The organism is Autumnicola aciditolerans, from assembly GCF_041679265.1.
In the GTDB taxonomy this organism is placed as follows: Bacteria; Bacteroidota; Bacteroidia; order Flavobacteriales; family Flavobacteriaceae; genus Autumnicola.
Window position 1 is genome coordinate 146851 of sequence record NZ_JBGFSM010000006.1, and the last position, 21221, is coordinate 168071.

General features: G+C 40.6%; 23 protein-coding genes. 10 read left to right on the top strand and 13 right to left on the bottom strand.

The window, feature by feature from the left end; all coding sequences use genetic code 11:
- Window positions 1-59: 59 nt before the first annotated feature.
- Together AB8M93_RS08135 and yihA are read left to right on the top strand one after the other, a co-directional pair.
- Window positions 60-824, top strand: coding sequence for an alpha/beta fold hydrolase (locus tag AB8M93_RS08135; protein ID WP_373057076.1), 765 nt, complete (start codon window positions 60-62; stop codon window positions 822-824).
- A gap of 21 nt (window positions 825-845) precedes the next feature.
- Entirely contained in the window at window positions 846-1454 is a 609-nt protein-coding gene (yihA, locus tag AB8M93_RS08140; protein WP_373057077.1) for a ribosome biogenesis GTP-binding protein YihA/YsxC, read from the top strand.
- A gap of 4 nt (window positions 1455-1458) precedes the next feature.
- Here yihA and AB8M93_RS08145 read toward each other — a convergent pair whose 3' ends face one another.
- From AB8M93_RS08145 to gldB, 3 genes are read right to left on the bottom strand one after another with little or no spacing between them, the layout of a single operon-like run.
- Window positions 1459-1818 (bottom strand): GTPase, encoded by a 360-nt coding sequence (locus tag AB8M93_RS08145; protein WP_373057078.1) that lies wholly within the window; start codon window positions 1816-1818, stop codon window positions 1459-1461.
- A gap of 5 nt (window positions 1819-1823) precedes the next feature.
- Window positions 1824-2162, bottom strand: coding sequence for a gliding motility protein GldC (gene gldC / locus AB8M93_RS08150; RefSeq protein ID WP_373057079.1), 339 nt, complete (start codon window positions 2160-2162; stop codon window positions 1824-1826).
- A gap of 33 nt (window positions 2163-2195) precedes the next feature.
- Complete coding sequence (gldB, locus tag AB8M93_RS08155; protein WP_489671757.1) at window positions 2196-3161, bottom strand: gliding motility lipoprotein GldB; 966 nt, start codon at window positions 3159-3161, stop codon at window positions 2196-2198.
- Window positions 3162-3266: 105 nt separating this feature from the next.
- On the opposite strand from gldB, the gene nadE reads away from it, so the two are divergent.
- Together nadE and AB8M93_RS08165 are read left to right on the top strand one after the other, a co-directional pair.
- Window positions 3267-4058 carry an NAD(+) synthase gene (gene nadE, locus AB8M93_RS08160; RefSeq protein ID WP_373057081.1) on the top strand — a complete coding sequence of 264 codons (792 nt, stop codon included), beginning with the start codon at window positions 3267-3269 and terminating at the stop codon, window positions 4056-4058.
- Between the two features lie 118 nt (window positions 4059-4176).
- Window positions 4177-4815: a response regulator gene (locus AB8M93_RS08165; RefSeq protein WP_373057082.1), complete on the top strand. Its 639-nt coding sequence runs from the start codon at window positions 4177-4179 to the stop codon at window positions 4813-4815.
- Here the strand turns inward: AB8M93_RS08165 and dnaG are convergent.
- The 4 genes from dnaG to AB8M93_RS08185 all read right to left on the bottom strand — a co-directional run bounded on the left by dnaG (window position 4808) and on the right by AB8M93_RS08185 (window position 9327).
- Window positions 4808-6772, bottom strand: coding sequence for a DNA primase (gene dnaG, locus AB8M93_RS08170; protein ID WP_373057083.1), 1965 nt, complete (start codon window positions 6770-6772; stop codon window positions 4808-4810). The two genes, AB8M93_RS08165 and dnaG, sit on opposite strands and share 8 nt — an antisense overlap.
- Before the next feature lie 94 nt (window positions 6773-6866).
- Window positions 6867-7928: a porin family protein gene (locus AB8M93_RS08175; RefSeq protein WP_373057084.1), complete on the bottom strand. Its 1062-nt coding sequence runs from the start codon at window positions 7926-7928 to the stop codon at window positions 6867-6869.
- 81 nt (window positions 7929-8009) lie between these two features.
- Complete coding sequence (locus AB8M93_RS08180) at window positions 8010-8777, bottom strand: hypothetical protein (protein WP_373057085.1); 768 nt, start codon at window positions 8775-8777, stop codon at window positions 8010-8012.
- Entirely contained in the window at window positions 8764-9327 is a 564-nt protein-coding gene (locus AB8M93_RS08185; RefSeq protein WP_373057086.1) for an RNA polymerase sigma factor, read from the bottom strand. The genes AB8M93_RS08180 and AB8M93_RS08185 overlap by 14 nt, the downstream gene beginning before the upstream one ends.
- Window positions 9328-9521: 194 nt before the next feature.
- On the opposite strand from AB8M93_RS08185, the gene rluF reads away from it, so the two are divergent.
- From rluF to AB8M93_RS08205, 4 genes are all read left to right on the top strand, one after another.
- Window positions 9522-10352: a 23S rRNA pseudouridine(2604) synthase RluF gene (gene rluF / locus AB8M93_RS08190; RefSeq protein WP_373057087.1), complete on the top strand. Its 831-nt coding sequence runs from the start codon at window positions 9522-9524 to the stop codon at window positions 10350-10352.
- A gap of 119 nt (window positions 10353-10471) precedes the next feature.
- Entirely contained in the window at window positions 10472-10894 is a 423-nt protein-coding gene (locus tag AB8M93_RS08195) for a VOC family protein (protein ID WP_373057088.1), read from the top strand.
- Between the two features lie 24 nt (window positions 10895-10918).
- Complete coding sequence (locus AB8M93_RS08200) at window positions 10919-11938, top strand: AI-2E family transporter (protein ID WP_373057089.1); 1020 nt, start codon at window positions 10919-10921, stop codon at window positions 11936-11938.
- Window positions 11939-11961: 23 nt separating this feature from the next.
- A complete protein-coding gene (locus AB8M93_RS08205) occupies window positions 11962-12357 on the top strand; it encodes a YkvA family protein (protein WP_373057090.1) in 396 nt (131 codons plus the stop codon).
- Window positions 12358-12378: 21 nt separating this feature from the next.
- Here AB8M93_RS08205 and AB8M93_RS08210 read toward each other — a convergent pair whose 3' ends face one another.
- The 5 genes from AB8M93_RS08210 to argS form a co-directional block, all read right to left on the bottom strand.
- A complete protein-coding gene (locus tag AB8M93_RS08210; RefSeq protein WP_373057091.1) occupies window positions 12379-13275 on the bottom strand; it encodes a bifunctional 5,10-methylenetetrahydrofolate dehydrogenase/5,10-methenyltetrahydrofolate cyclohydrolase in 897 nt (298 codons plus the stop codon).
- A 33-nt stretch (window positions 13276-13308) separates the two neighbouring features.
- A complete protein-coding gene (locus AB8M93_RS08215; protein WP_373057187.1) occupies window positions 13309-13569 on the bottom strand; it encodes a four helix bundle protein in 261 nt (86 codons plus the stop codon).
- 141 nt (window positions 13570-13710) lie between these two features.
- A complete protein-coding gene (gene ffh / locus AB8M93_RS08220) occupies window positions 13711-15039 on the bottom strand; it encodes a signal recognition particle protein (protein ID WP_373057092.1) in 1329 nt (442 codons plus the stop codon).
- A 255-nt stretch (window positions 15040-15294) separates the two neighbouring features.
- Window positions 15295-16542, bottom strand: coding sequence for a DEAD/DEAH box helicase (locus AB8M93_RS08225; RefSeq protein ID WP_373057093.1), 1248 nt, complete (start codon window positions 16540-16542; stop codon window positions 15295-15297).
- A gap of 371 nt (window positions 16543-16913) precedes the next feature.
- Complete coding sequence (argS, locus tag AB8M93_RS08230; protein ID WP_373057094.1) at window positions 16914-18692, bottom strand: arginine--tRNA ligase; 1779 nt, start codon at window positions 18690-18692, stop codon at window positions 16914-16916.
- 191 nt (window positions 18693-18883) lie between these two features.
- Between argS and AB8M93_RS08235 the strand changes: the two genes are divergently transcribed.
- Window positions 18884-19309 carry a hypothetical protein gene (locus AB8M93_RS08235; protein WP_373057095.1) on the top strand — a complete coding sequence of 142 codons (426 nt, stop codon included), beginning with the start codon at window positions 18884-18886 and terminating at the stop codon, window positions 19307-19309.
- A gap of 191 nt (window positions 19310-19500) precedes the next feature.
- On the opposite strand, the gene AB8M93_RS08240 is transcribed toward AB8M93_RS08235, so the two are convergent.
- A complete protein-coding gene (locus tag AB8M93_RS08240; RefSeq protein ID WP_373057096.1) occupies window positions 19501-19704 on the bottom strand; it encodes an LPXTG cell wall anchor domain-containing protein in 204 nt (67 codons plus the stop codon).
- 71 nt (window positions 19705-19775) lie between these two features.
- Here AB8M93_RS08240 and AB8M93_RS08245 point away from each other — a divergent pair, with 71 nt between their 5' ends.
- The gene (locus AB8M93_RS08245; protein ID WP_373057097.1) at window positions 19776-21221 is read left to right on the top strand and encodes an SDR family oxidoreductase; all 1446 of its coding nucleotides are present in this window, start codon (window positions 19776-19778) and stop codon (window positions 21219-21221) included.

The window sequence follows — 21221 nt, forward strand, 5'->3', positions numbered from 1 at the left end:
AATGATTATACTTGTATTGAATTCGCTATATTTGCGATTGCAAACTGCAAAGGGCATCAATGAAAAATCACTTAAAGCAAGAAGGAAAGTTCACATATCTGGAAGAAGGAGAAGGCACTCCAATAGTTATTTTACACGGCTTAATGGGCGGACTAAGTAATTTTGACGGAGTAGTGGAATATTTTCCTGCAAACGGGTATAAAGTGTTAATTCCCGAACTGCCCTTATACTCTATGTCCTTACTTAAAACCAGCGTGGCTACCTTCGCAAAATACTTAAAGGAGTTTATTGAAATGAAGGGGTTTAGGGAGGTGATTTTACTTGGAAATTCCCTTGGCGGCCATATTGCCCTTGTGGCCACCAAACTTTACCCTCAATTGGTAAAAGCTCTTGTAATCACAGGAAGTTCCGGCTTATATGAAAATGCCATGGGAGAAAGCTATCCCCGCCGCGGCGATTATGAGTTTATCAAGAAAAAAGCACAAAATGTTTTTTATGACCCTGAAGTAGCTACAAAAGAAATTGTGGATGAAGTTTATGAAACCGTGGGAGACCGCAATAAACTCGTAAAAACCCTGGCTATTGCCAAAAGCGCCATTCGTCACAATATGGCTAAAGATCTTCCTAAGATGCTTACTCCCACCTGCATTATCTGGGGCAAAAACGATAATGTAACTCCTCCTGAAGTCGCAGAGGATTTTGACCGTCTCCTGCCGGATTCTGATCTTTACTGGATAGATAAATGCGGCCATGCAGCTATGATGGAGCATCCGGAGCTTTTCAATGAATTACTGCATTGCTGGCTCAGGAAAAGAGATCTTTAATCCCTGTTAAACGCAAGAATTATGGAAATTAAAATTGCTGAATTTGTGGTTAGCAACAGCAGTGTTGACCAATGTCCAAAAACCCAACTTCCTGAATACGCTTTTATAGGCAGAAGTAACGTAGGCAAATCTTCCTTAATTAATATGCTCACCGGCAGAAAATCCCTGGCCAAGACCTCTTCAACCCCGGGAAAAACACAACTAATCAATCATTTCCTTATCAACCAAAACTGGCATTTGGTAGATTTGCCGGGTTATGGTTACGCCAAGGTTTCAAAATCTACCAAAAACACCTTTCAGAAATTTATAACAGCTTATTTTGAAAAACGGGAACAAATGCTTTGCGCTTTTGTGCTTATTGATTCCCGCCATAGTCCCCAGAAGATAGATAAGGAATTTATGCAGTGGCTGGGAGAGCATCAAATCCCATTTTGCATCATTTTCACCAAAGCCGATAAGCTAAAGCCGAAAGAATTGCAACGCAATCTTGAAGTTTATGAAGGGGAAATGCTGCAAACCTGGGTGGAAATGCCACAATACTTTGTGACTTCAGCAAACTCGGGACTGGGAAAAGATGAAGTACTGGATTATATAGAAGAAACAAATAAAGCGCTTGCCAAAAAACTTTAATCCCTTACATCCTTTCCCTTACTAATGCTATTAATTCTTTTTCTGAAGAAATTTGCGTTAATTCCTTTCCTGATATAAAGATTTCAAACCCGTTAGCTCCTTCTGTGAGAACTACAGGAAATTCAAATTTATGCCCGAATTTGGAAGCGTATTGTTTCTTAAATTCATCCACATGAAGAAATTCCATTTCGGCATCAGAAGTTTTACGAAATTTCTTCCAGGCTTTTTTCTCACCTAAAACCCCATGCGTGATTTTACACAGGCTGCAGTTATAGGTTTCAGGTTTAAAAATCTTATGAAGCGAATCAAGTATTCCATTTACAGCACCAGCCCTGGCATTGTAGACAAAAATGAGCTTTTGCAACAAGATTACTCCTTCTTAAGGTTCATTTTTTCAGCAAAATAGTCACAAAAGTCCTGCATGGTGGCAGTCATTTTTTCGTCCTGCGTGGCCCGGTTGAAAGTATGGCTCATAGCCACAAGCGTTTGGTGAAAAAATTTCTTCATCTCGTCTACAGGCATGTCCTTTGTCCAGAGGTCTATCCTCAATGTTTCCTGTGCTTTGCTATCCCACACAGAAAGCATCAGGGCTTTGGCCTGTTCGTTATACACGTTCCCGTCTTCCGCAGACCATGCGATCTCTTCGGGCACATGGTTTTCATCGGTTACCACTTCTATATTAATATTGGATTTCTTGTACTCGGCCATTTCAACTTTTTTTAATTATAATTTTTAAAATTATCAGGAGCGTTTTTGAGGTTTATAGTTTGCTTCATTAAAGATTTTTTCAGCACCGGCATTCAACATTTCCTGAACGCTCACCTCGTTTTTCTCCATGTATTGTTTTATGATCTGCCAGCCAATATACTGCCCCATCCTGTCTGGCGATTCGCTGTCCAGCAATAAAAAGAATTTTGAAAAAGGAGCAGGATATAGAAACCGGCTGTACAGTTCAGAATCGGTATCAAAAATTACTTCATTTTCAACAAAAAACCGCCATGCCTGTGCTTCATTATTCCTTGCCCATTCCAGCTCATCTTCAGTATAACCTATTATTTCTGCCTTGGGTTCTTCGGGTAGCCATATCTCTTTAAGGTACAATAACTTACCATAATATAACATGTGGGATAAAAACGTACGGGAAGCAGGCCCGGGAACAAAATTCTCTGCAATTGCATTGGCGGCATCCGGAAGTATTTGCTCTTTTTTAAAATTCTTTTTTAGGAATTCCTGCAGGCTGATGTAAAAATGGTGATTTTCTCCCAGATAAGTATCCAGGGAAATAAACAATTTATCACCGGTGTAAATTACCTTGTTTTTATAATCTACTTCTGAAGTCACCGTGTAAACATCAGGAGCCTTAAAAGCGGGAAAATAGTATTTTATATGCTGAAAAAGCTGGTAAAGCGCATCTGTTTCTTCTGAAAATTGAGGAAACACTTTAGCCACCTCATTATCTATCTCCTGTTGTATGGTATCAGAAAGTTTATTTACCCAAACACTATCAGGATATTGTGAAGGAAAGAAAAAGGGATATTCTGCTTTAAGGGCGTCAAGGTTTTGAGGCGTTGCCCTGGCAAATTCCTGATCAAATCTCACCAAATTAAATTCAACTTCAATATTTTCAATTTCCTTTTCTTTGTCAGATTTTTCCTCGCATGCAAAAAACGCAAAAACACACAGAATAAGAATAAATTTCCTCACCACTCCCCTTAATTATGAAGGCTTTAACGCGGGCCCCTTTTATAAATTACGTTTATATAGTAGATTTGTGGACAAAGGTATCATTTACAAATCAAATCACCCAACAATATGCAAACGGAAAAGGTATCAAATCATATAATAGAATGGCTAAAAGACTATGCCACAAAGGCCAATATGAAAGGTTTTGTAGTAGGGATAAGCGGCGGCATAGACTCTGCGGTAACCTCTACATTATGTGCTAAAACAGGCCTGCGGACCCTTTGTGTGGAGATGCCTATACACCAGAATCCAGATCATGTGAGCCGGGCACAAAAACATATTGAAGCTTTAAAGCATAATTTTGCCAATGTTACCAGTGTAAATGCAGATCTCACCTCTGTTTTTGAACAATTCCGGGAGGTGTTGCCAGACAGCCAGAACAGCCGGTTGCTGGACCTTAGCCTTGCCAACTCCCGGGCCCGGTTAAGAATGACCACCCTCTATTATTTTGCCGGACTGCATCTGTACCTGGTGGCAGGCACAGGAAATAAGGTAGAAGATTTTGGTGTGGGCTTTTACACTAAATATGGCGATGGCGGGGTAGATTTGAGTCCAATTGCCGATCTTCTTAAAAGCGAGGTTTACGAAATGGGGAGATACCTGCAGATTTCCGAAGATATTTTAAATGCACCTCCAAGTGATGGCCTTTTTGGGGACAGTCGTAGTGATGAGGAGCAATTAGGAGCTACTTATGACGAGCTGGAGTGGGCTATGAAAATGCAGGAAGAAGGAAAAACCAATGCCGATTTCTCCGGCAGGGAAGCCAAAGTTTCCAGGCTTTATGAAATCCTGAATACCAAGAATAGCCATAAAATGAAACCTATACCGGTATGTGAAATCCCACTTCATCTAAAGAAGTAATCCTTTCATCGAAAAGATATCATAGGTTACTGATTTATAAGCATTATCTATTATTTTTAGGTTAACATGTATCCAGAACATCCCCCGGTGTGATACATATCAATTTCAGCCTAAAATTATGTATAAAGTATTAGTTGCAGACCATCATCCAGTGATCAGCCGAGGGATTGGTTGTATCCTGAAAAATAATCCTGCGCTGGAAATTATTGGAAATATCACCAGTGGGGACGAATTATTTAAATTTCTGGAAAAAGGGGTTCCGGATGTGCTCATTATTGAACTAGATTTACCGCAGATAAACGGGATCAATGCACTTAGAAAAATTAAACAGGAATACCCGGGAACAAGGATGCTCATTTTTAGCACCCATCCTGAAGAAATGTATGCTTTAAGCACTATAAAAGCAGGAGCAGCAGGTTACATTTCAAAAACCACTGATCCTGAAACATTAGAAAAAGCAATCTACCAGGTAGCAAGGGGAGGGATTTACCTCAACAAAAAAATTACGGAACGGCTTAATTCGGGGATTTCACAAGGCAAAGGTCTTGTGGCTAAGTTCAAACGCCTTTCTACCCGGGAAACAGAGGTATTAAACCTGCTTTCTTCAGGGAAACGAAATAAAGATATTGCGGAAGCTCTGGATATCAACGAAAAAACAGTAAGCACTTATAAGACGCGGTTATTGAAAAAACTGAAAGTAGACAATGTGGCTGATCTTATCACTCAGTCCAGGCTACTACAGCTAAATATTACATAACGCGGTTAAGCTTGTTGGACAGGACTTTATTGAGGCTAAGATAATCCATCACATCCTGAAGTGTAGCGGAGTTATCTTCCTGTGCTTTTTCCTTTATTTTTTGCTTGAGTTCTTCAATTTTCTGAGAAACCAGGTGACGCCGGAGGTTTAGAATGGTTTCGCTTACCATCCTGGAAATCCCTTCTTTTTTATCTTTTACAAAAATATCATTACGTTCCCAGTTATGTAGGTAATACTGCTCCTCCTCCATTAGAATATCAGTAATTTCTGAAGCTTCTTCAGGCTGCACTTCATTAATAAAACTTTCTACGGCAAATTCTTCTTCACTGTTAAGTTTCTGGATTAATAGATTATAAATTTCCCTGAAATTAGGATTGGCAAAGGCAATTTCATCTTCCTGAAGATCAAGGAAAATCTTCTCAAAAACCTTTGCCTGCTGCTTTTCGGGTTCCAGGCTTAGTTCTCCCGTCTGGGTTTGCTTAAGCACAAGGTCTTCAAATTCTTCTTCCTGCTTCCCGTAGAGAAGCAAGAGACTTATAATTTTCTTCTCCAGCTCATAAAGCTCGTCTACTTTCACTTTAGGTGCCGCCCCTGCCTCTTCCCGCACCACGTCCATAGACTTTTTTTGCCGCTTTTTGTCCGTTGCCTTTCCATCACCTTTAGATTGTAACTGGGCGAGAGTGGTAAATAAAACATCTTCAGAAATGTCCATCAGGCGGGAACATTCCTGCACATATATTTCCTGCTGAATATTGTCTGGGATCTTCGCAATACTGCCAACCATATCCCGGATAACTTCCGCTTTTTTAACTGGGTCATTTTTCGCCTCATTTACCAGTAAAGAAGCTTTATAAGTAATAAAATCCCTGGAATTTTCGGCTAAAAAAAGCTTTAGTTCCTCTTCGTTATACTTTTTTGCAAAACTATCCGGATCTTCTCCTTCGGGGAAGGTACAAATCTTTACATTCATTCCCTGTTCCAGGATAAGGTCAATTCCGCGTAAAGAAGCACGGGTGCCGGCGGCATCTCCGTCAAAAAGAACGGTAATATTACGTGTAAGCCTGTTAATTAGCCGTATTTGTTCTGAAGTTAAAGCCGTTCCCGAAGAGGAAACCACGTTTTCTATCCCGGTTTGGTTAAACTGTATCACATCGGTATATCCTTCTACCAGGTAACAATTGTCCTCTTTGGCTATGGCCTGCTTGGCGTAATAGATCCCGTAAAGCACCTTGCTTTTATGATAGATCTCACTTTCTGGAGAGTTAAGATATTTTGCCGCTTTCTTATCGCTGGTAAGAATACGCCCCCCAAAACCCAGTATGCGGCCGCTCATGGAATGGATGGGAAACATCACGCGGCCTTTAAACCTGTCAAATTGTTTTTCTCCCTTTACAATACTAAGGCCGGTTTTTTCCAGGTAATCCAGTTTATAGCCATTGCCTAAAGCTTCTTTGGTAAAAGCATCCCACTCGTCCAGGCAATAGCCCAATTCAAACTTCTTAATAGTTTCTGCCGTAAAGCCGCGCTCTTTAAAATAACTCAGGCCAATGGCATTACCGGGATCGGTTTTATGTAGTGTTTTCTGAAAATATTTATTCGCAAATTCAGATACCAGATACATGCTTTCCTTTTTATCTGCCTGCTGCTTCTGCTCATCAGTCTGCTCGGTTTCCTCAATTTCTATCCCGTACTTTTTCGCAAGGTATTTAATGGCCTCAGGATAAGTGAAATGCTCATGCTCCATTAGGAAAGCGATAACATTCCCGCCTTTTCCGCTGGAAAAATCTTTCCAGATTTGTTTAACCGGCGAGACCATAAAGCTGGGCGTGCGTTCATCAGAAAATGGACTAAGGCCTTTGAGGTTGCTACCCGATTTTTTAAGCTGAACAAAATCTCCAATCACCTCCTCTACACGGGAAGTTTCAAACACATTGTCTATGGTGGTTTTGGAAATCATATTCTGGAAATAATTTCTGAAATGTAATAAAAATAAAAGGCTTCAAAAATATAAAATATTAATGAAGCCCGGCAAGTTTAAAATCTTAATTGAATTAATCAAGGTCAAAACGCAAGCCCAGAGAAACATTATTTAATTCCGGATTGGGATCTGAAAATATCGGGTTAAGGTCATATTTGGCATAAAGGGAAGTATTCCCAATACCTATGTAAGCACTTAGCCCGTATATAAAATCATTAGTATTGTAATCGTCTTTAAGCTTTTCCTTTCTATCATCCCCATTTAACTCATATTTCAGCTTTTGACGCTCTCCAATATTGAAGCCGGCATAGCCTCCAAGGCCAAGTTTAAACATCTTATCAGTAGAGAATTTCACTCCTCTGTACGATTCATATTTTTTTGAAGGGCCAAATTCAAAATGCACAGGAACAACCAAATTATCCATTCTAAATTTAGATTTCTTGAGGTCCTGCTCAAATTCAGCCAGGTAAGTTTCATCCTCATCCTCTACATAATACCGATTATCTGTAGGTTTTAGACCATTAAATTGAAAGGAGACCCCATACTTAAACCTAAGCCAGTTGCTTTTCTCAAAAACCCTGGTTTTCCAGGCCCAGCCAATTTCAAAAAACCTGCTTCCGCCAATTTTAAAATCAGAATCTTCGATGGACTGGCCTTCCATCAGCGCGTTGTTCAGGCCGGCGGCAACCACCAGTTCAGAAACCGTCCTGCTATAGTAGTGGTCGTCATCATTCTCATTGCTGTCCTCATCTTTATCTGACCCCCAGGTGAATGTCCAGGTTTTATGATTATTATCTTCTTCAAAAGCGGTATTTTCTTCGTTACGGGTTAGCAGTGAAATCTTATTATCAATAATGGCTATCCTGTTTTCAATATTTAAGGCATGCTTTTTTGCTGCTTCCTTTTTTAATTCTTCTGCCTCGTCCCAGCTAATTTCACCACTTTCTGCCTTTGAATTAATTTTTTCAACTTCCTTTTTTAAAGCAGCTTTTTCTTCAGTAACAATTTCCTCTTTCTGCTTTTCCAGGCGTTCAATTTTTTTTGAATTTTCTCCATCCAGTCCATTTGAAGATTGAGCGTCGCAAACTGCTAAATTGAAAATGCTAAATACTAGGTAAAAAATAATTGTTCTCATGATGTTTGGTTTTAAAATGAAGCATACATGCTTCTATTGATTAATGAATGACCCTTTTCCAGGGATGTGATGATTAAATTGTTAATTATTTCTGGTTGCAACTGCTGTTCTGGCCTTTATAACCCCGTCCTTCAGCATTTCAAAAACTTTTTGCCTGAAAGATTCGTCCACCTCTGCTTCTACATCTTCCAGTAAAGCATTTGCATCTACAAGGCCTGCCGAATATTCTGCTCTAGAATTGCGGCTTATCTCTTTTGCTGCCTCGGCCAGGAGGGCGTTTACTTCAGTATCGGTAATTTCTCCTTCTTCTGTTTCTGCGGAATTCACCTTTGCAATGACCTCTTCCAGTTTGCTTCTAAAAACAGCTTCTTCAGGTTTATGCTGATTTTCAGGATTAATCGAAACGGAATCTGCTGCTACACTCTCTTCTGCGGAATTTTCCTTTTCCGTTGCTGCTATCTCGCTCTCGCGACCTTCTGCAGGCCTTTGAAAAGCGGGAGCTTTTCCTGAATTTCTCCTCTCCTTAGGCTCCTCTTCAACCTCTTCTGAAGCGATACCAGTCTCGGGTGGTGTTGCTTCTTTAACTGAAGGAACAGCAGTTTTTTCTACCGGCTGCTCTACAATTTGCGGAGTAGTAACGGGATCTTTTGCTGTAAAAACAAAACCTGCAATTACTAATGCTGCCACTACAGCTGCCGCTACCCCAATCCACCATCTGGAGTTCCCGCCACTTTTGCCTTTGGTGGCATCTAATCGTGCTTCCAGTTTATTCCAGCCGGATTCTGAAGGTTTAATTTGCCTTTTTTCGAGCTGCTCTTTTATATGTTCTTCAAATTTAATTGGTGCCATTACCTGTTTCGTTTTGTGATTTTAGCTGCTCCTGCAACATCTTTCTCGCTTTAAATAATTGTGATTTTGAAGTGCCTTCAGAAATATTCAGCATATTGGCAATTTCGCTGTGTTTATATCCTTCTACGGCATACATTACAAAAACTACTTTATAACCTTCAGGAAGCTGATCTATCATCCGCTGAATATGGGCGACTTCGAATTCAGAGTTAATATTGTTCCCACTTTCAGAGAAATTTATCATTTCCTCCTGCTGAAATTCCATTTTCTTATTTGCCCTTAAAAAAGAAATCGCCTCCCTTACCATAATTTTTCTTATCCAGCCTTCAAAACTACCTTCCCCCCTAAAGGAACCGATATTTGTAAAAACCTTAAAAAAACCATTCAGCATCACTTCTTCCGCATGGTGAAGGTCCTTTATATATTGCCGGCACACACTTAACATTTTTGCCGAGTGAAGCTCATATAAACACTGCTGTGCCTCCCGGTTGTTTTTGGCCGCCCGCTTTATTAATTGCGCTTCGTTTTTAAAAAGTTGAATTACTTTCACCTGTTTCAGTTATTAAAAGGCCTTCTATTTACATAGACGGGCAAAAGTTACAAAAGGTTGCCTGACCCGATTATTTTTTACTGAATTTTCTTATTCTATTAATTTCAACCTGCAGGGTATGGTTTAAAAGTTGGCCGCGCCGCCCTGCTCCTGCAGATTTTAAAACTTGTATCTTTGCAGAAGAATTCCTTTTTATGTCTGAACAACATCTTACGCGTATAAATAAGTTTTTAAGTGAAGTGGGCTTCTGTTCCCGCCGGGAGGCAGATAAATTAATCGACCAGGGCCGGATTACCTTAAACGGAAAAGTTCCTGAAATGGGCACCAAAATTGCCCCGGGAGATGAAGTTCGCGTTGACGGGAAGCTGGTTTCAAAACAGGAACTAAAAGAGCCAAATATTTACCTTGCCTTTAACAAACCGGTTGGGATTGTATGCACTACCGATACCCGGGTGGAAAAAGACAATATTATTGATTATATCAATTACCCAAAACGGATATTTCCCATAGGACGCCTGGATAAACCCAGTGAAGGCCTTATTTTCCTTACCAATGATGGCGATATTGTGAATAAAATCCTGCGCGCCCGTAACAATCACGAAAAGGAATATATTGTTAGCGTGAATAAACCTGTTACCCCTGAATTTATTAAAAGAATGGGCTCCGGAATTCCAATTTTAAACACGATAACCCGCAAATGCGAGGTGGAACAGCTGGGGAAATATGAATTCAGGATTGTACTTACCCAGGGCCTCAACAGGCAAATCAGGAGGATGTGTGAATTTCTGGGCTACGAGGTAACTTCTCTTAAACGCATAAGGATCATGAATGTTAGCCTGGACATTCCCGTGGGAAAATGGCGGGATTTGACTGCTGAAGAACTAAAAACCATTAACCAAATGGTTGATGATTCTTTAAAAACAGAAGAAGCCTCTATGCTTCAGGATAAAACAAAAAACAATTCCTCTAAAGCTTCTGAAAAAAAGAATTTCAGAAAAAGAAGGCCGCGCAAAGGCAAATCTTAACACATTATTAGCTGCCGGGGAAGGCCGGATGTAAAGTTATCTCACTATTTTTAAAAAAATTGAAATTATTCTTATTTTCAGGGAAAGACTAGTTTCAATTTTATAAAAACAAGCCAACCATGAAGATACAACCTTTCCATCTTGCCATTCCTGTTTCTAACCTGGAGAAATGCCGTAAATTTTATAAAGAGACCCTGGGGTGCGGCGAAGGCAGAAGCAGTGACCACTGGGTAGATTTTAATTTTTTCGGCCACCAGCTGGTTATTCATTACAAACCTGCTGAAGAAACTGCTGCCGCACATTCCAATCCTGTAGATGGCAAAGATGTACCGATACCACATTTTGGGGTGGTGCTGCAATGGGAGGTGTTCCAGGAATTTTCAAAATTGCTTAAAGCCAAAGAAATCGATTTTGTAATTGAACCTTACATCCGCTTTAAAGGTCAGGCAGGAGAACAGGCTACCATGTTTTTTAAAGACCCTTGTGGAAACGCACTGGAATTTAAAGCATTTAAAAATATAGACCAGCTTTTTGCAACCTAACCACAACTAACCAATCCTGTTTATATGAACACCTTAAAACCGGCTCTGGTACGGCAAATATTCGTACTCCTGCTAATTTTATTCTTAACGGTTTTAATATTCAGGGAAATAGTACCATATCTCTCCGGAGTGTTGGGAGCCATCACCCTATATGCGCTTTTAATAAACTGGATGAGAAAATTACTGGCCCGGGGCTGGAAACCGCCTGTGGCAGCAGCCTTGCTAATGACTGGATCTTTTGTGGGCATACTTGTGCCAATTACCCTTATAGTCTTAATGCTCTCTTCTAAAATTGGCAAAGCCGTGGCAAATTCAGAAAGAGTGATAAGCGCGGTAAAAGAGCAAACCAATCATCTGGAAGAGTACGTTGGATATGATGTGAGCAGTACTATAGATACCTCCTCGGTTACCGGCTGGGTATCTTCTAATTTACAAAGCCTTGCAGGGGGGACTTTTGATGTTTTTATAGCTATTGGGATTATGTACTTTATGTTATATTACATGTTAATTAATCGCAATGCGCTTCGGGATTCCCTGATAACTTATATTCCTTTAGGCAAAGAGAACTTAACCATTATTGGCGATGAAAGCAATCAGCTGGTAAAATCCAACGCCCTGGGAATCCCGCTGGTAGCTCTTTGCCAGGGAATTATTGCGCTTATAGGGTTTTTAATAGTGGGAGTGCCAGATCCTTTTTTCTGGTTTGTAATTACTGCGGTGGGTTCTATGATCCCTTTTATTGGAACCGCCATAGGTATTCTGCCTGTAACCATCCTTCTGTTAGCCCAGGGGCAAAACTGGCAGGCCATTGCCATTCTTATCTATGGCTTTGTAGTTGTGGGAGCTACAGATAATATCATCAGGCTATACGTCCTGGAAAGGCTGGCCAGTGTTCACCCCTTAATCACCCTTTTTGGAGTGGTGGTGGGAGTACCTTTATTTGGATTTATAGGACTTATATTCGGGCCAATTCTAATCTCCCTTTTCCTCTTAATACTGAAGATTTACCGGAAAGAATACGGGAATTCCCATGACAGATTATAATTATTAACTTAAACAATACGATTATGTTCAAGAAGAAAATGAATGAAATTGATGAAGAATATGTAAAAAGCGGTGTTGCCCAGATTAAAGACGGAGATGTGGAAGTTGCCGCCAACAGTCAGAAAGAGGTTTCTGAAAAGATCCTGAATTCTGGCATGCTCAAAAAATATTCTGAAATTGTAAAGCTTATGTTCGGGATGCTCCAGGATTATCGAAAAGGAGTTTATAGTGGGGTGCCATGGTTTACCATTGCCGCAATTTCCTTTGCCGTACTTTATATCCTGAATCCTATGGATATTGTGCCAGACTTTATTCCCGGTTTGGGATATGTAGACGATTTTGCTGTTATGACCATAGGCCTCAGGTTTATAGAATCTGACCTGCATAAGTACCTTGACTGGAAACTGGCTGAAGAATAGAAATATTTTATAAAAAAGAAATCAGGCCTGTTCCTTTTTCATTGCCCTGTGACGCTCTCTGGCAAGCAGGGTATTTTTCAATAACATAGAGACCGTCATTGGGCCAACACCTCCGGGAACAGGAGTAATATAAGATGCGCGTTTGCTAACATTCTCAAAATCCACATCCCCTTTAATTATATAGCCACGTTTGGCATTTTCATCGGGCACCCGGGTAATGCCTACATCAATAATTACGGCATCGTCTTTTATCATTTCCCCCTTAAGGAAATTTGGAATTCCTACGGCAATAATAATGATATCTGCCTGAGAAGTTATTTGGGTAATATTCTTGGTAAACTCGTGGGTTAAGGTAACTGTTGAATTGCCGGGAAAACCGCTTCTACCCATCAAAATACTCATCGGCCTGCCCACAATATAGCTGCGCCCGATTACCACAGTATGTTTTCCTTTAGTAGGAATATCGTAACGTTCAAGCAGTTCTAAAATCCCGAAAGGAGTAGCGGGGATAAAAGAGGTCATATCAAACGCCATTTTTCCAAAGTTTGTGGGATGAAATCCATCCACATCTTTATCTGGGTCTACGGCTAAAAGAACTTTCTGGGTATCAATCTGCTTCGGCAAAGGCAGCTGAACAATGAACCCATCTATATCCTCATTCTGGTTGAGTTCTTCAATTTTATCAAGTAACTCCAGTTCGCTTATGGTAGAAGACATTCTGTAAAGCGAAGATTCAAATCCCACCTCTTTGCAGGACTTTACTTTACTGTTTACATACGTCATACTGGCGCCATCATTCCCTACAATAATTGCAGCCAAATGCGGCACTTTCTCTCCGCGCTTTTTAATTTTAGAAACTTCTTCAGCAATCTCCCTCTTTATATCGTTGCTGACTTTTTTTCCGTCCAGTATTGTCATAATCAGTTAGCAGTATTCAGTCCCAGTCTGCAGTCATTCTTTACTTACTCTAAACTTGACTGGATTGTTTATGATATAGTTTAGTAGCTTTCCAACTTCTAAACTTTTTTGGTTTAGTTCTTCTTTGGTATTTTTATTAATATACTCACAAGCATAAGCCAACTCTAACCAGCTTTGTGTTTCAGGATTTTCAGCATCACTATCACTTAATTTGCCTATAAAATGATTTGGATACCGCCGCTTTCGATAAGCTTCCGCAACATTTGTCCACAGCGAACGCGAACTTCTTCTGATCTGGTCTGTTAAAGAATATTTTTCTTCCTTTTGAAATTCTTTGTCAGATTAAAAATATCCATAGCAGGGCCAAAACTAATTTTCATAGACTTTTAAAGATCTAAAATCCATTAACTACTGCCTATTGCCCCGAACTGCTCACTACTTCATCCCCTTCATCATGTTCATCATCTGCCGGCCACCGCCACCCTGCATCATTTTCATCATTTTTCCCATCTGGTTAAATTGCTTTAACAGCTGGTTTACTTCCTGTACAGAAGTACCGGAACCTTTCCCAATTCTTTTCTTTCTGCTCGAATTAATGATTTTTGGGTTGCTCCTTTCTTCAGGTGTCATGGAATAAATAATCGCTTCGATTCCTTTAAAGGCGTCGTCATCAATATCTACATCTTTCAGCATTTTTCCCGCTCCGGGAATCATTCCGAGGAGATCCTTCATAGATCCCATTTTCTTTATCTGGTGAAGCTGATTCAGAAAATCGTCAAATCCAAACTTATTTTTGGCAATCTTCTTCTGAAGTTTTCTTGCTTCCTCTTCATCATACTGCTCCTGGGCACGTTCCACAAGGGAAACCACGTCCCCCATCCCTAAAATTCTATCTGCCATACGGGAAGGATAGAACACATCTATAGCCTCCATTTTCTCCCCTGTACCAATAAATTTTATGGGTTTATTTACAACAGATTTAATTGAAATGGCCGCACCCCCACGGGTATCACCATCGAGTTTTGTAAGGATTACCCCGTCAAAATTAAGGCGTTCATTAAAGGCTTTGGCTGTATTCACCGCATCCTGCCCGGTCATGGAATCTACCACGAACAGGGTTTCATGCGGCTCTATAGCCTGATGAATATTGGCAATTTCAGTCATCATGGCTTCATCTATAGCCAAACGACCGGCGGTATCTATAATTACCACATTATGCCCGTTTTGTTTCGCATGGGCAATAGCCGCTTTGGAAATAGCCACGGGATCCTGGTTTCCTTCTTCAGAATAAACCTCAACGCCAACCTGTTCTCCAACAACGTGCAACTGGTTAATCGCCGCCGGCCTGTAAACATCACAGGCAACCAAAAGCGGCTTTTTTGTTTTTTTATTTTTAAGATAATTGGCAAGCTTACCAGAAAAAGTGGTTTTACCACTTCCCTGTAAACCGGACATCAATATTACCGAAGGATTGCCGCTAAGGTTCACCCCGGCAGCTTCTCCCCCCATCAAATCTGTAAGCTCGTCTTTAACAAGCTTCACCATCATCTGGCCAGGCTTTAAAGCAGTAAGAACATTTTGTCCCAGCGCTTTTTCTTTAACCGTGTTGGTAAACTCTTTGGCAATTTTATAGTTAACATCGGCATCTACCAAAGCACGCCTTACCTCTTTAAGAGTTTCGGCAACGTTTATTTCGGTGATCTGGCCGTGACCTTTTAAAACATGAAAGGCATTATCTAACTTATCGCTTAAATTATCGAACATAATCTTGCTACGTTTTTAAGAATTGCAAAGATAGGGATTGGTTGATTAGTTACAAAGACGGTCAGAAAGAAAGATTTAGGTAGATTTAACTAGCAGCTCAAGAATTTGGTCGTGTGGAAGTTGCAGGCCTTTATGCAATATCTATAGTTGTTGTGGGTATCGCTTGTGTTACCAGCATGAACCACCCAGTGTCATGGTAACTTACATTACAACACCTAGCTCTACACGCTTAACTTTTCACTAACCGCATTTTACTTAGTTCCTCCTTCTGTTAAATCCGCTTCTGGTTTTTGACGAAGCACTTTTGCGACCGCCACCTCTATGCTGTGCCTTATTATCGGCTTTTTTTTGAAGTACTTCCTGAAGATTTTCAGTTGGTTCAAAACCATCCAGAATTTCTTTTTCCAATGATTCTCCCAATAACTTTTCAATACCTCTTACATGCTCATTCTCATCCACGCTCACCAACGAAATAGCCTGTCCGCTTGCCCCGGCCCGGCCTGTACGGCCAATGCGGTGAACATAATCTTCTGGTACATTTGGCAATTCATAATTAATTACATGGGGCAAAAGCGGAATATCCAGTCCGCGTGCAGCAATATCTGTAGCCACCAACACCCTCAGGTTTCCCTTTTTAAAACCCGCAAGCGCTTTTGTCCTGGCACCCTGGCTTTTATTTCCATGGATTGCCGCGGAAGTAATCCCGCTTTTTTCCAGCTTCTGGCTTAGCCGGTTTGCGCCATGTTTTGTCCTGGTAAAAACCAGTACCTGTTCCCAATTGCCATCTGAAATAAGCTTGGTGATTAAAGCTGTTTTTTTAGATTTATTGGTTTTATAAACCTTCTGGTCTACTTTCTCTGCCGCGGTGTTTTGCGGTGCGGCTTCTACCATTACCGGATGTTTTAAAAAGGTGTTTGCAAACTGCTTTATATCTTTTGAAAAAGTTGCTGAAAACAGCAAGTTCTGCCGTTGTGCCGGCATTAAAGCGAGAATTTTTTTAATATCCCGCAGGAATCCCATATCCAGCATCCTGTCTGCCTCATCCAAAACAAGAATTTCAATATTGGCAAGGGAAAATGCTTTTTGCTGATGTAAATCCAGCAGTCTTCCCGGGGTGGCCACAAGAATATCCACGCCCTGCCTTAAAGCCCTTATTTGGGGGGCAGCGTTTACGCCGCCAAAAATAACGTGAGACCTTAGATCCAGAAAAGAACTATAGTCCTTTACTTCTTCCATTACCTGCGCGGCGAGTTCTCTTGTAGGGGTTAAGATCAGTGCGCGGACCGGCCGTTTTCTTAAAGTTTCTCCTCCAGATAAAACTTGCAGCATTGGCAGTGCAAAAGCGGCAGTTTTACCTGTTCCCGTCTGAGCCGATGCCAAAATATCTTTTCCTTCTAATATAAATGGAATTGCCTTTTCCTGAATAGTTGAAGGCGTAGTGTGTCCTTTTTTGCTGATTGCTTTCAGCAGGGGTTCAGACAAACCCAATGATTTAAATGACATAAAAATTGTTTAAAAAATGACAATTATGTGCTATGTCATTTTTATATAAGCGGCAAAGGTACAGTTAATTCCCGAGGTAATCTATTTTTAACTTTTTTTGACTCCCTATCTGGCTATGGGTTATTATTTGCCGTAGACTGATTGTTCTTTTACAAAAAATTCCTGGATTCTTTTGTTACAAATCAACTTCAAAATAGCAACAAACCTGTATTTCTTGTCACAAATAACAAACAATTCTTTATGCTCTCCGCACTTCGCCATTTTCTCTACTCTTTCCTCTCTCCTCTAAAAAATCAAGTCTAAAAAATGGCAGTTTTGGCACAAGAGAATTGGCCCTCCAGGCCGTGTACCTTTAATTTTTTCCTTCAAAATCACATTCGCTCCGGCACCTGGATTCCCAACAGAGCGAAGGAAGATTTGATAACATTGCCCACCGCCTGTGATAATTGCACCCTGAAAATTTTCTGCTGAATTTCATCTGTTCCCAAAATGGTGATATTCTGGTAGAAAGAATTAAATTCTTTTACAAGCTCGTAAGTGTAATTGGCAATTAACGCAGGGCTATGATTTTCAGCCGCCAGCTGAACAGTTTCGGGGTATAGCTGAAGCTGCTTTATAAGTTCTTTTTCTTTTTCATGCAGCTCGTAGCCCGTAGGGATTTCTTTACTGTAATCAAAATCGGCTTTTCTAAGGATAGACTGTATCCTGGCGTAAGTATATTGAATAAACGGCCCGGTATTTCCCTGGAAATCCACAGATTCTTTGGGATCAAACAAAATCCTCTTTTTAGGATCCACCTTCAGAATATAATATTTCAAGGCACCCAGGCCAATTATACGATAAAGCTCTTCTTTTTCCTCTTCAGAATAACCATCTAATTTCCCTAATTCTTCTGAAATGGCACGGGCGGTTTCCTTCATTTCTTCAATAAGATCATCGGCATCTACCACTGTTCCTTCCCGGCTCTTCATTTTTCCGCTGGGCAAATCCACCATTCCGTAGCTTAAGTGATAGAGATAATCTGCCCAGTCAAAGCCCAGTTTTTTCAGGATTAGAAACAGCACTTTAAAATGATAATCCTGCTCATTGCCCACGGTGTAGACCATCCCGTTAATATCAAAATCCTTGACCCGCTGTATGGCAGTACCAATATCCTGGGTCATATAAACTGCGGTCCCGTCACTTCTAAGCACGATCTTTTCATCCAGGCCTTCCCCGGTAAGATCTATCCATACGCTGCCATCTTCTTTCTTAAAAAACACCCCTTTTTCAAGCCCCTGTGCCACCACATCTTTTCCTAAAAGATAAGTATTGCTTTCATAATAGTTCTTATCGAAATCTACGCCCAGCGCATCATAGGTTTTTTCGAAGCCATTGTACACCCACTGGTTCATTTTTTCCCAAAGGGCCACCACTTCTGGATCCCCGGCTTCCCATTTTAGCAACATCTGCTTGGCTTCCACTAGAATGGGCGCTTCGGCTTTCGCAGCTTCTTCAGAAAGCCCCTGCTCCTTCATCTCTGTAACCTGCTTTTTGTATTCCAGGTCAAATTTTACATAGTAATTACCCACCAGCTTATCACCTTTTATTCCGGCAGATTCCGGCGTTTCTCCATTCCCAAAGCGTTGCCAGGCCAGCATGGATTTGCAGATATGGATTCCGCGGTCATTGATAATTTGTGTTTTATAAACTTTATTTCCGGCGGCTTTAAGAATTTCAGAAACCGAATAACCTAAAAGATTATTCCTGATATGGCCTAGATGCAGTGGTTTATTGGTGTTGGGCGAAGAATACTCCACCATAATTCCCTGTGCATTGGAAGCTGGCGGAATAATTCCAAAATCTTCGTTGCTTTTTATGCTTCCGAAGAAATTTAAATAATAAGAATTGCTTAGCACGATATTTAGAAATCCCTGCACTACATTAAAATGGGAAACTTCAGCAACATTTTCCTGCAGATACTGACCAATTTCCTGCCCAAGCTTTGCCGGATTTGTTTTTACCTGACGCAGCATGGGAAAAGTAACCAGCGTAACATCCCCTTCAAAATCTTTGCGGGTGGGCTGAAATTCTACTTGATCTATCTCAACATCATGAATCTTTTTTACAGCTTCTTTTACATGTGTAGCAAGAATACTCTGAATTGCCATTTTTCCTAATTTATCAGGTTAAAGAGCTGCAAAGATAAGAGAAATTAGAAGTTTGCCCATGCTTTAAAGGCAAATAGGTATCTTAGGGAAGGTATTGCTGAATACCGCTTAAATTATGTAAGGACATTAATATTTTATCCTCTAAATATACAGGTAGCACCAAAAACTTCAATTCTAACAAACTAAAAAATATGCTGCAAAATATTTCTTATAACCGCCCGGCCATAAAAAGAAAGATTGATGCTGAAGTAGGCAAAACCTTCACCCTGCTGGAACGGATGAAACTAAACGGCACCGGCTCCCCCAAACTCCACATTACTGCAGCCAGTATTGATATTCATAATTTGCTGATTCTGGACAAATACACAAACACCTGCAATGTAGAAATGCGGCCTAACGGAATAATTGTGATGTTCCGGAGCATACTGGAAACCTATGCGCTTATTATTCCTTATCATAAACTTACGCTCTACAAAGGAAAAGCTGAGGAATATTCTATTTACCGGGACCATTACTTTATTAAAGTTAAGGCTGACAAAGCTTCAATTCACAAGTTTTTTAGAAAAGTAATTGATTATAAAGCAGATAACGCGCCTACTCAAATTGACGATCTTTAGCGGTGATTTTTTTCAGGAAAAGATGGAAGTTAGATAGCTGAGAAAGGGGAAACTGAAATTTTAAACTATTTTAATATCTACATATGCTTCCAACCTAAGGCTTAAAGCTAATACTTTGACAAAAATTTGAGATTCAACATTAAAAATAAACCTTGTATTATTGGGCAAAGAGTATAGGTATCCCACGCTGATTATCTTCTGCGGAACGCCAGCCCTGCAATAAGTGCTAATACCCCAAAGCCAATCATGGCGTAAGATTGGGTATTATCCTCATGCGCTTCTACTTTTAACGGACCTGCATTTATGGCAAATTCTGGTGTAATCACAGCATACAGGCCATAGGCTATAAGCCCCACACCAACAAGCAGCAGCACTATTTTCAGCACGTTATTCATTTTATAAAATTTTACTAATCAAAGGTGAAAGTACTAATTTAATTCCTATTTTATCCTCTAAACCTCTCCACATGCGAATACTGCTTACAGGTGCAAACGGCTATATTGGAATGCGCCTGCTCCCGGAACTTCTGGAGCAGGGGCATGAAGTGATTTGCGCGGTAAGAAATAAGAACCGTTTTTCTTCATCTAAAGAATTACGGGAACAGGTGGAACTTGTTGAGATCGATTTTCTTGAAGATAAAGAAGCCCCGGCAAAAATTAAACATATTGATGTTGCCTATTATTTAATTCATTCCATGTCTGCTTCCACCAAAGATTTTGATGAGCATGAGATGAAGGCCGCAAAGAATTTTAACCAGATGATGGCGGAAACAAGCGTAAATCAGGTAATTTACTTAAGTGGAATAATAAATGAAGAAAAACTCTCTAAACACCTGGCTTCCCGTAAAAAGGTAGAAGAAATTTTATATGAAGGAGACTTTCACACCACGGTTTTAAGAGCAGCCATAATAATAGGTTCCGGCAGCTCTTCTTTTGAAATCCTAAGGGATTTATGCGAGAAACTTCCGGTGATGATTACCCCGCAATGGGTAAGAACAAAATGCCAGCCCCTGGCAATAAGGGACGTAATCCAGTTCCTTACGGGAGTGATTGGAAGAAAAGAGTGCTATAACGAATCTTTTGATGTTGGAGGGCCGGATGTTTTAAGTTACCAGGAAATGATGGAGCAATACGCAAAGGTACGCGGGCTAAAATTATGGATATGGAGTGTGCCGGTAATGTCGCCAAACCTCTCTTCTTACTGGCTTTATTTTATTACATCAACATCCTATAAACTTGCCCGTAACCTTGTGGACAGTATGAAAGTTGAAGTGGTTACCAGGGATACGCGCCTCCAGGAATTGTTAGACATTAAGCCCCTGCACTATACTGAAGCCATAAAACTGGCTTTTTACAAGATTGAACAAAACCAGGTGGTCTCCAGCTGGAAAGATTCCCTTAGCAGCGGCCGCTTCAAAAAAGAACTCAACAAACATATACAGGTACCTAAATATGGCTGCCTAAGGGACGTCCAGAGCGCAAAAGTTGAAAATCCGGAAGAAGTCTTAGACCGCATATGGTCTATAGGTGGATTAAACGGCTGGTATTATGGCAACTGGTTGTGGAAATTTAGGGGTTACTTAGACAAGTTATTTGGCGGGGTTGGCCTGCGCAGAGGCAGGACCCATCCTCACATGCTGGCCAGCGGGGATTCGCTCGATTTCTGGCGGGTTTTGCTGGCAGACAGAGAAGAGAAACGCCTGTTGCTGTTCGCAGAAATGAAGGTTCCCGGAGAAGCATGGCTGGAATTTAAAATTGATGAAGAAAATGTACTACATCAAACCGCCACCTTCAGGCCTAAAGGCCTCTGGGGAAGATTGTACTGGTACTCTATGTATCCATTCCATTATTTTATTTTTGAAGGAATGCTGAATAAAATCGCTAAGGGAGAACCTCAAAAAAGCATCGCCTGA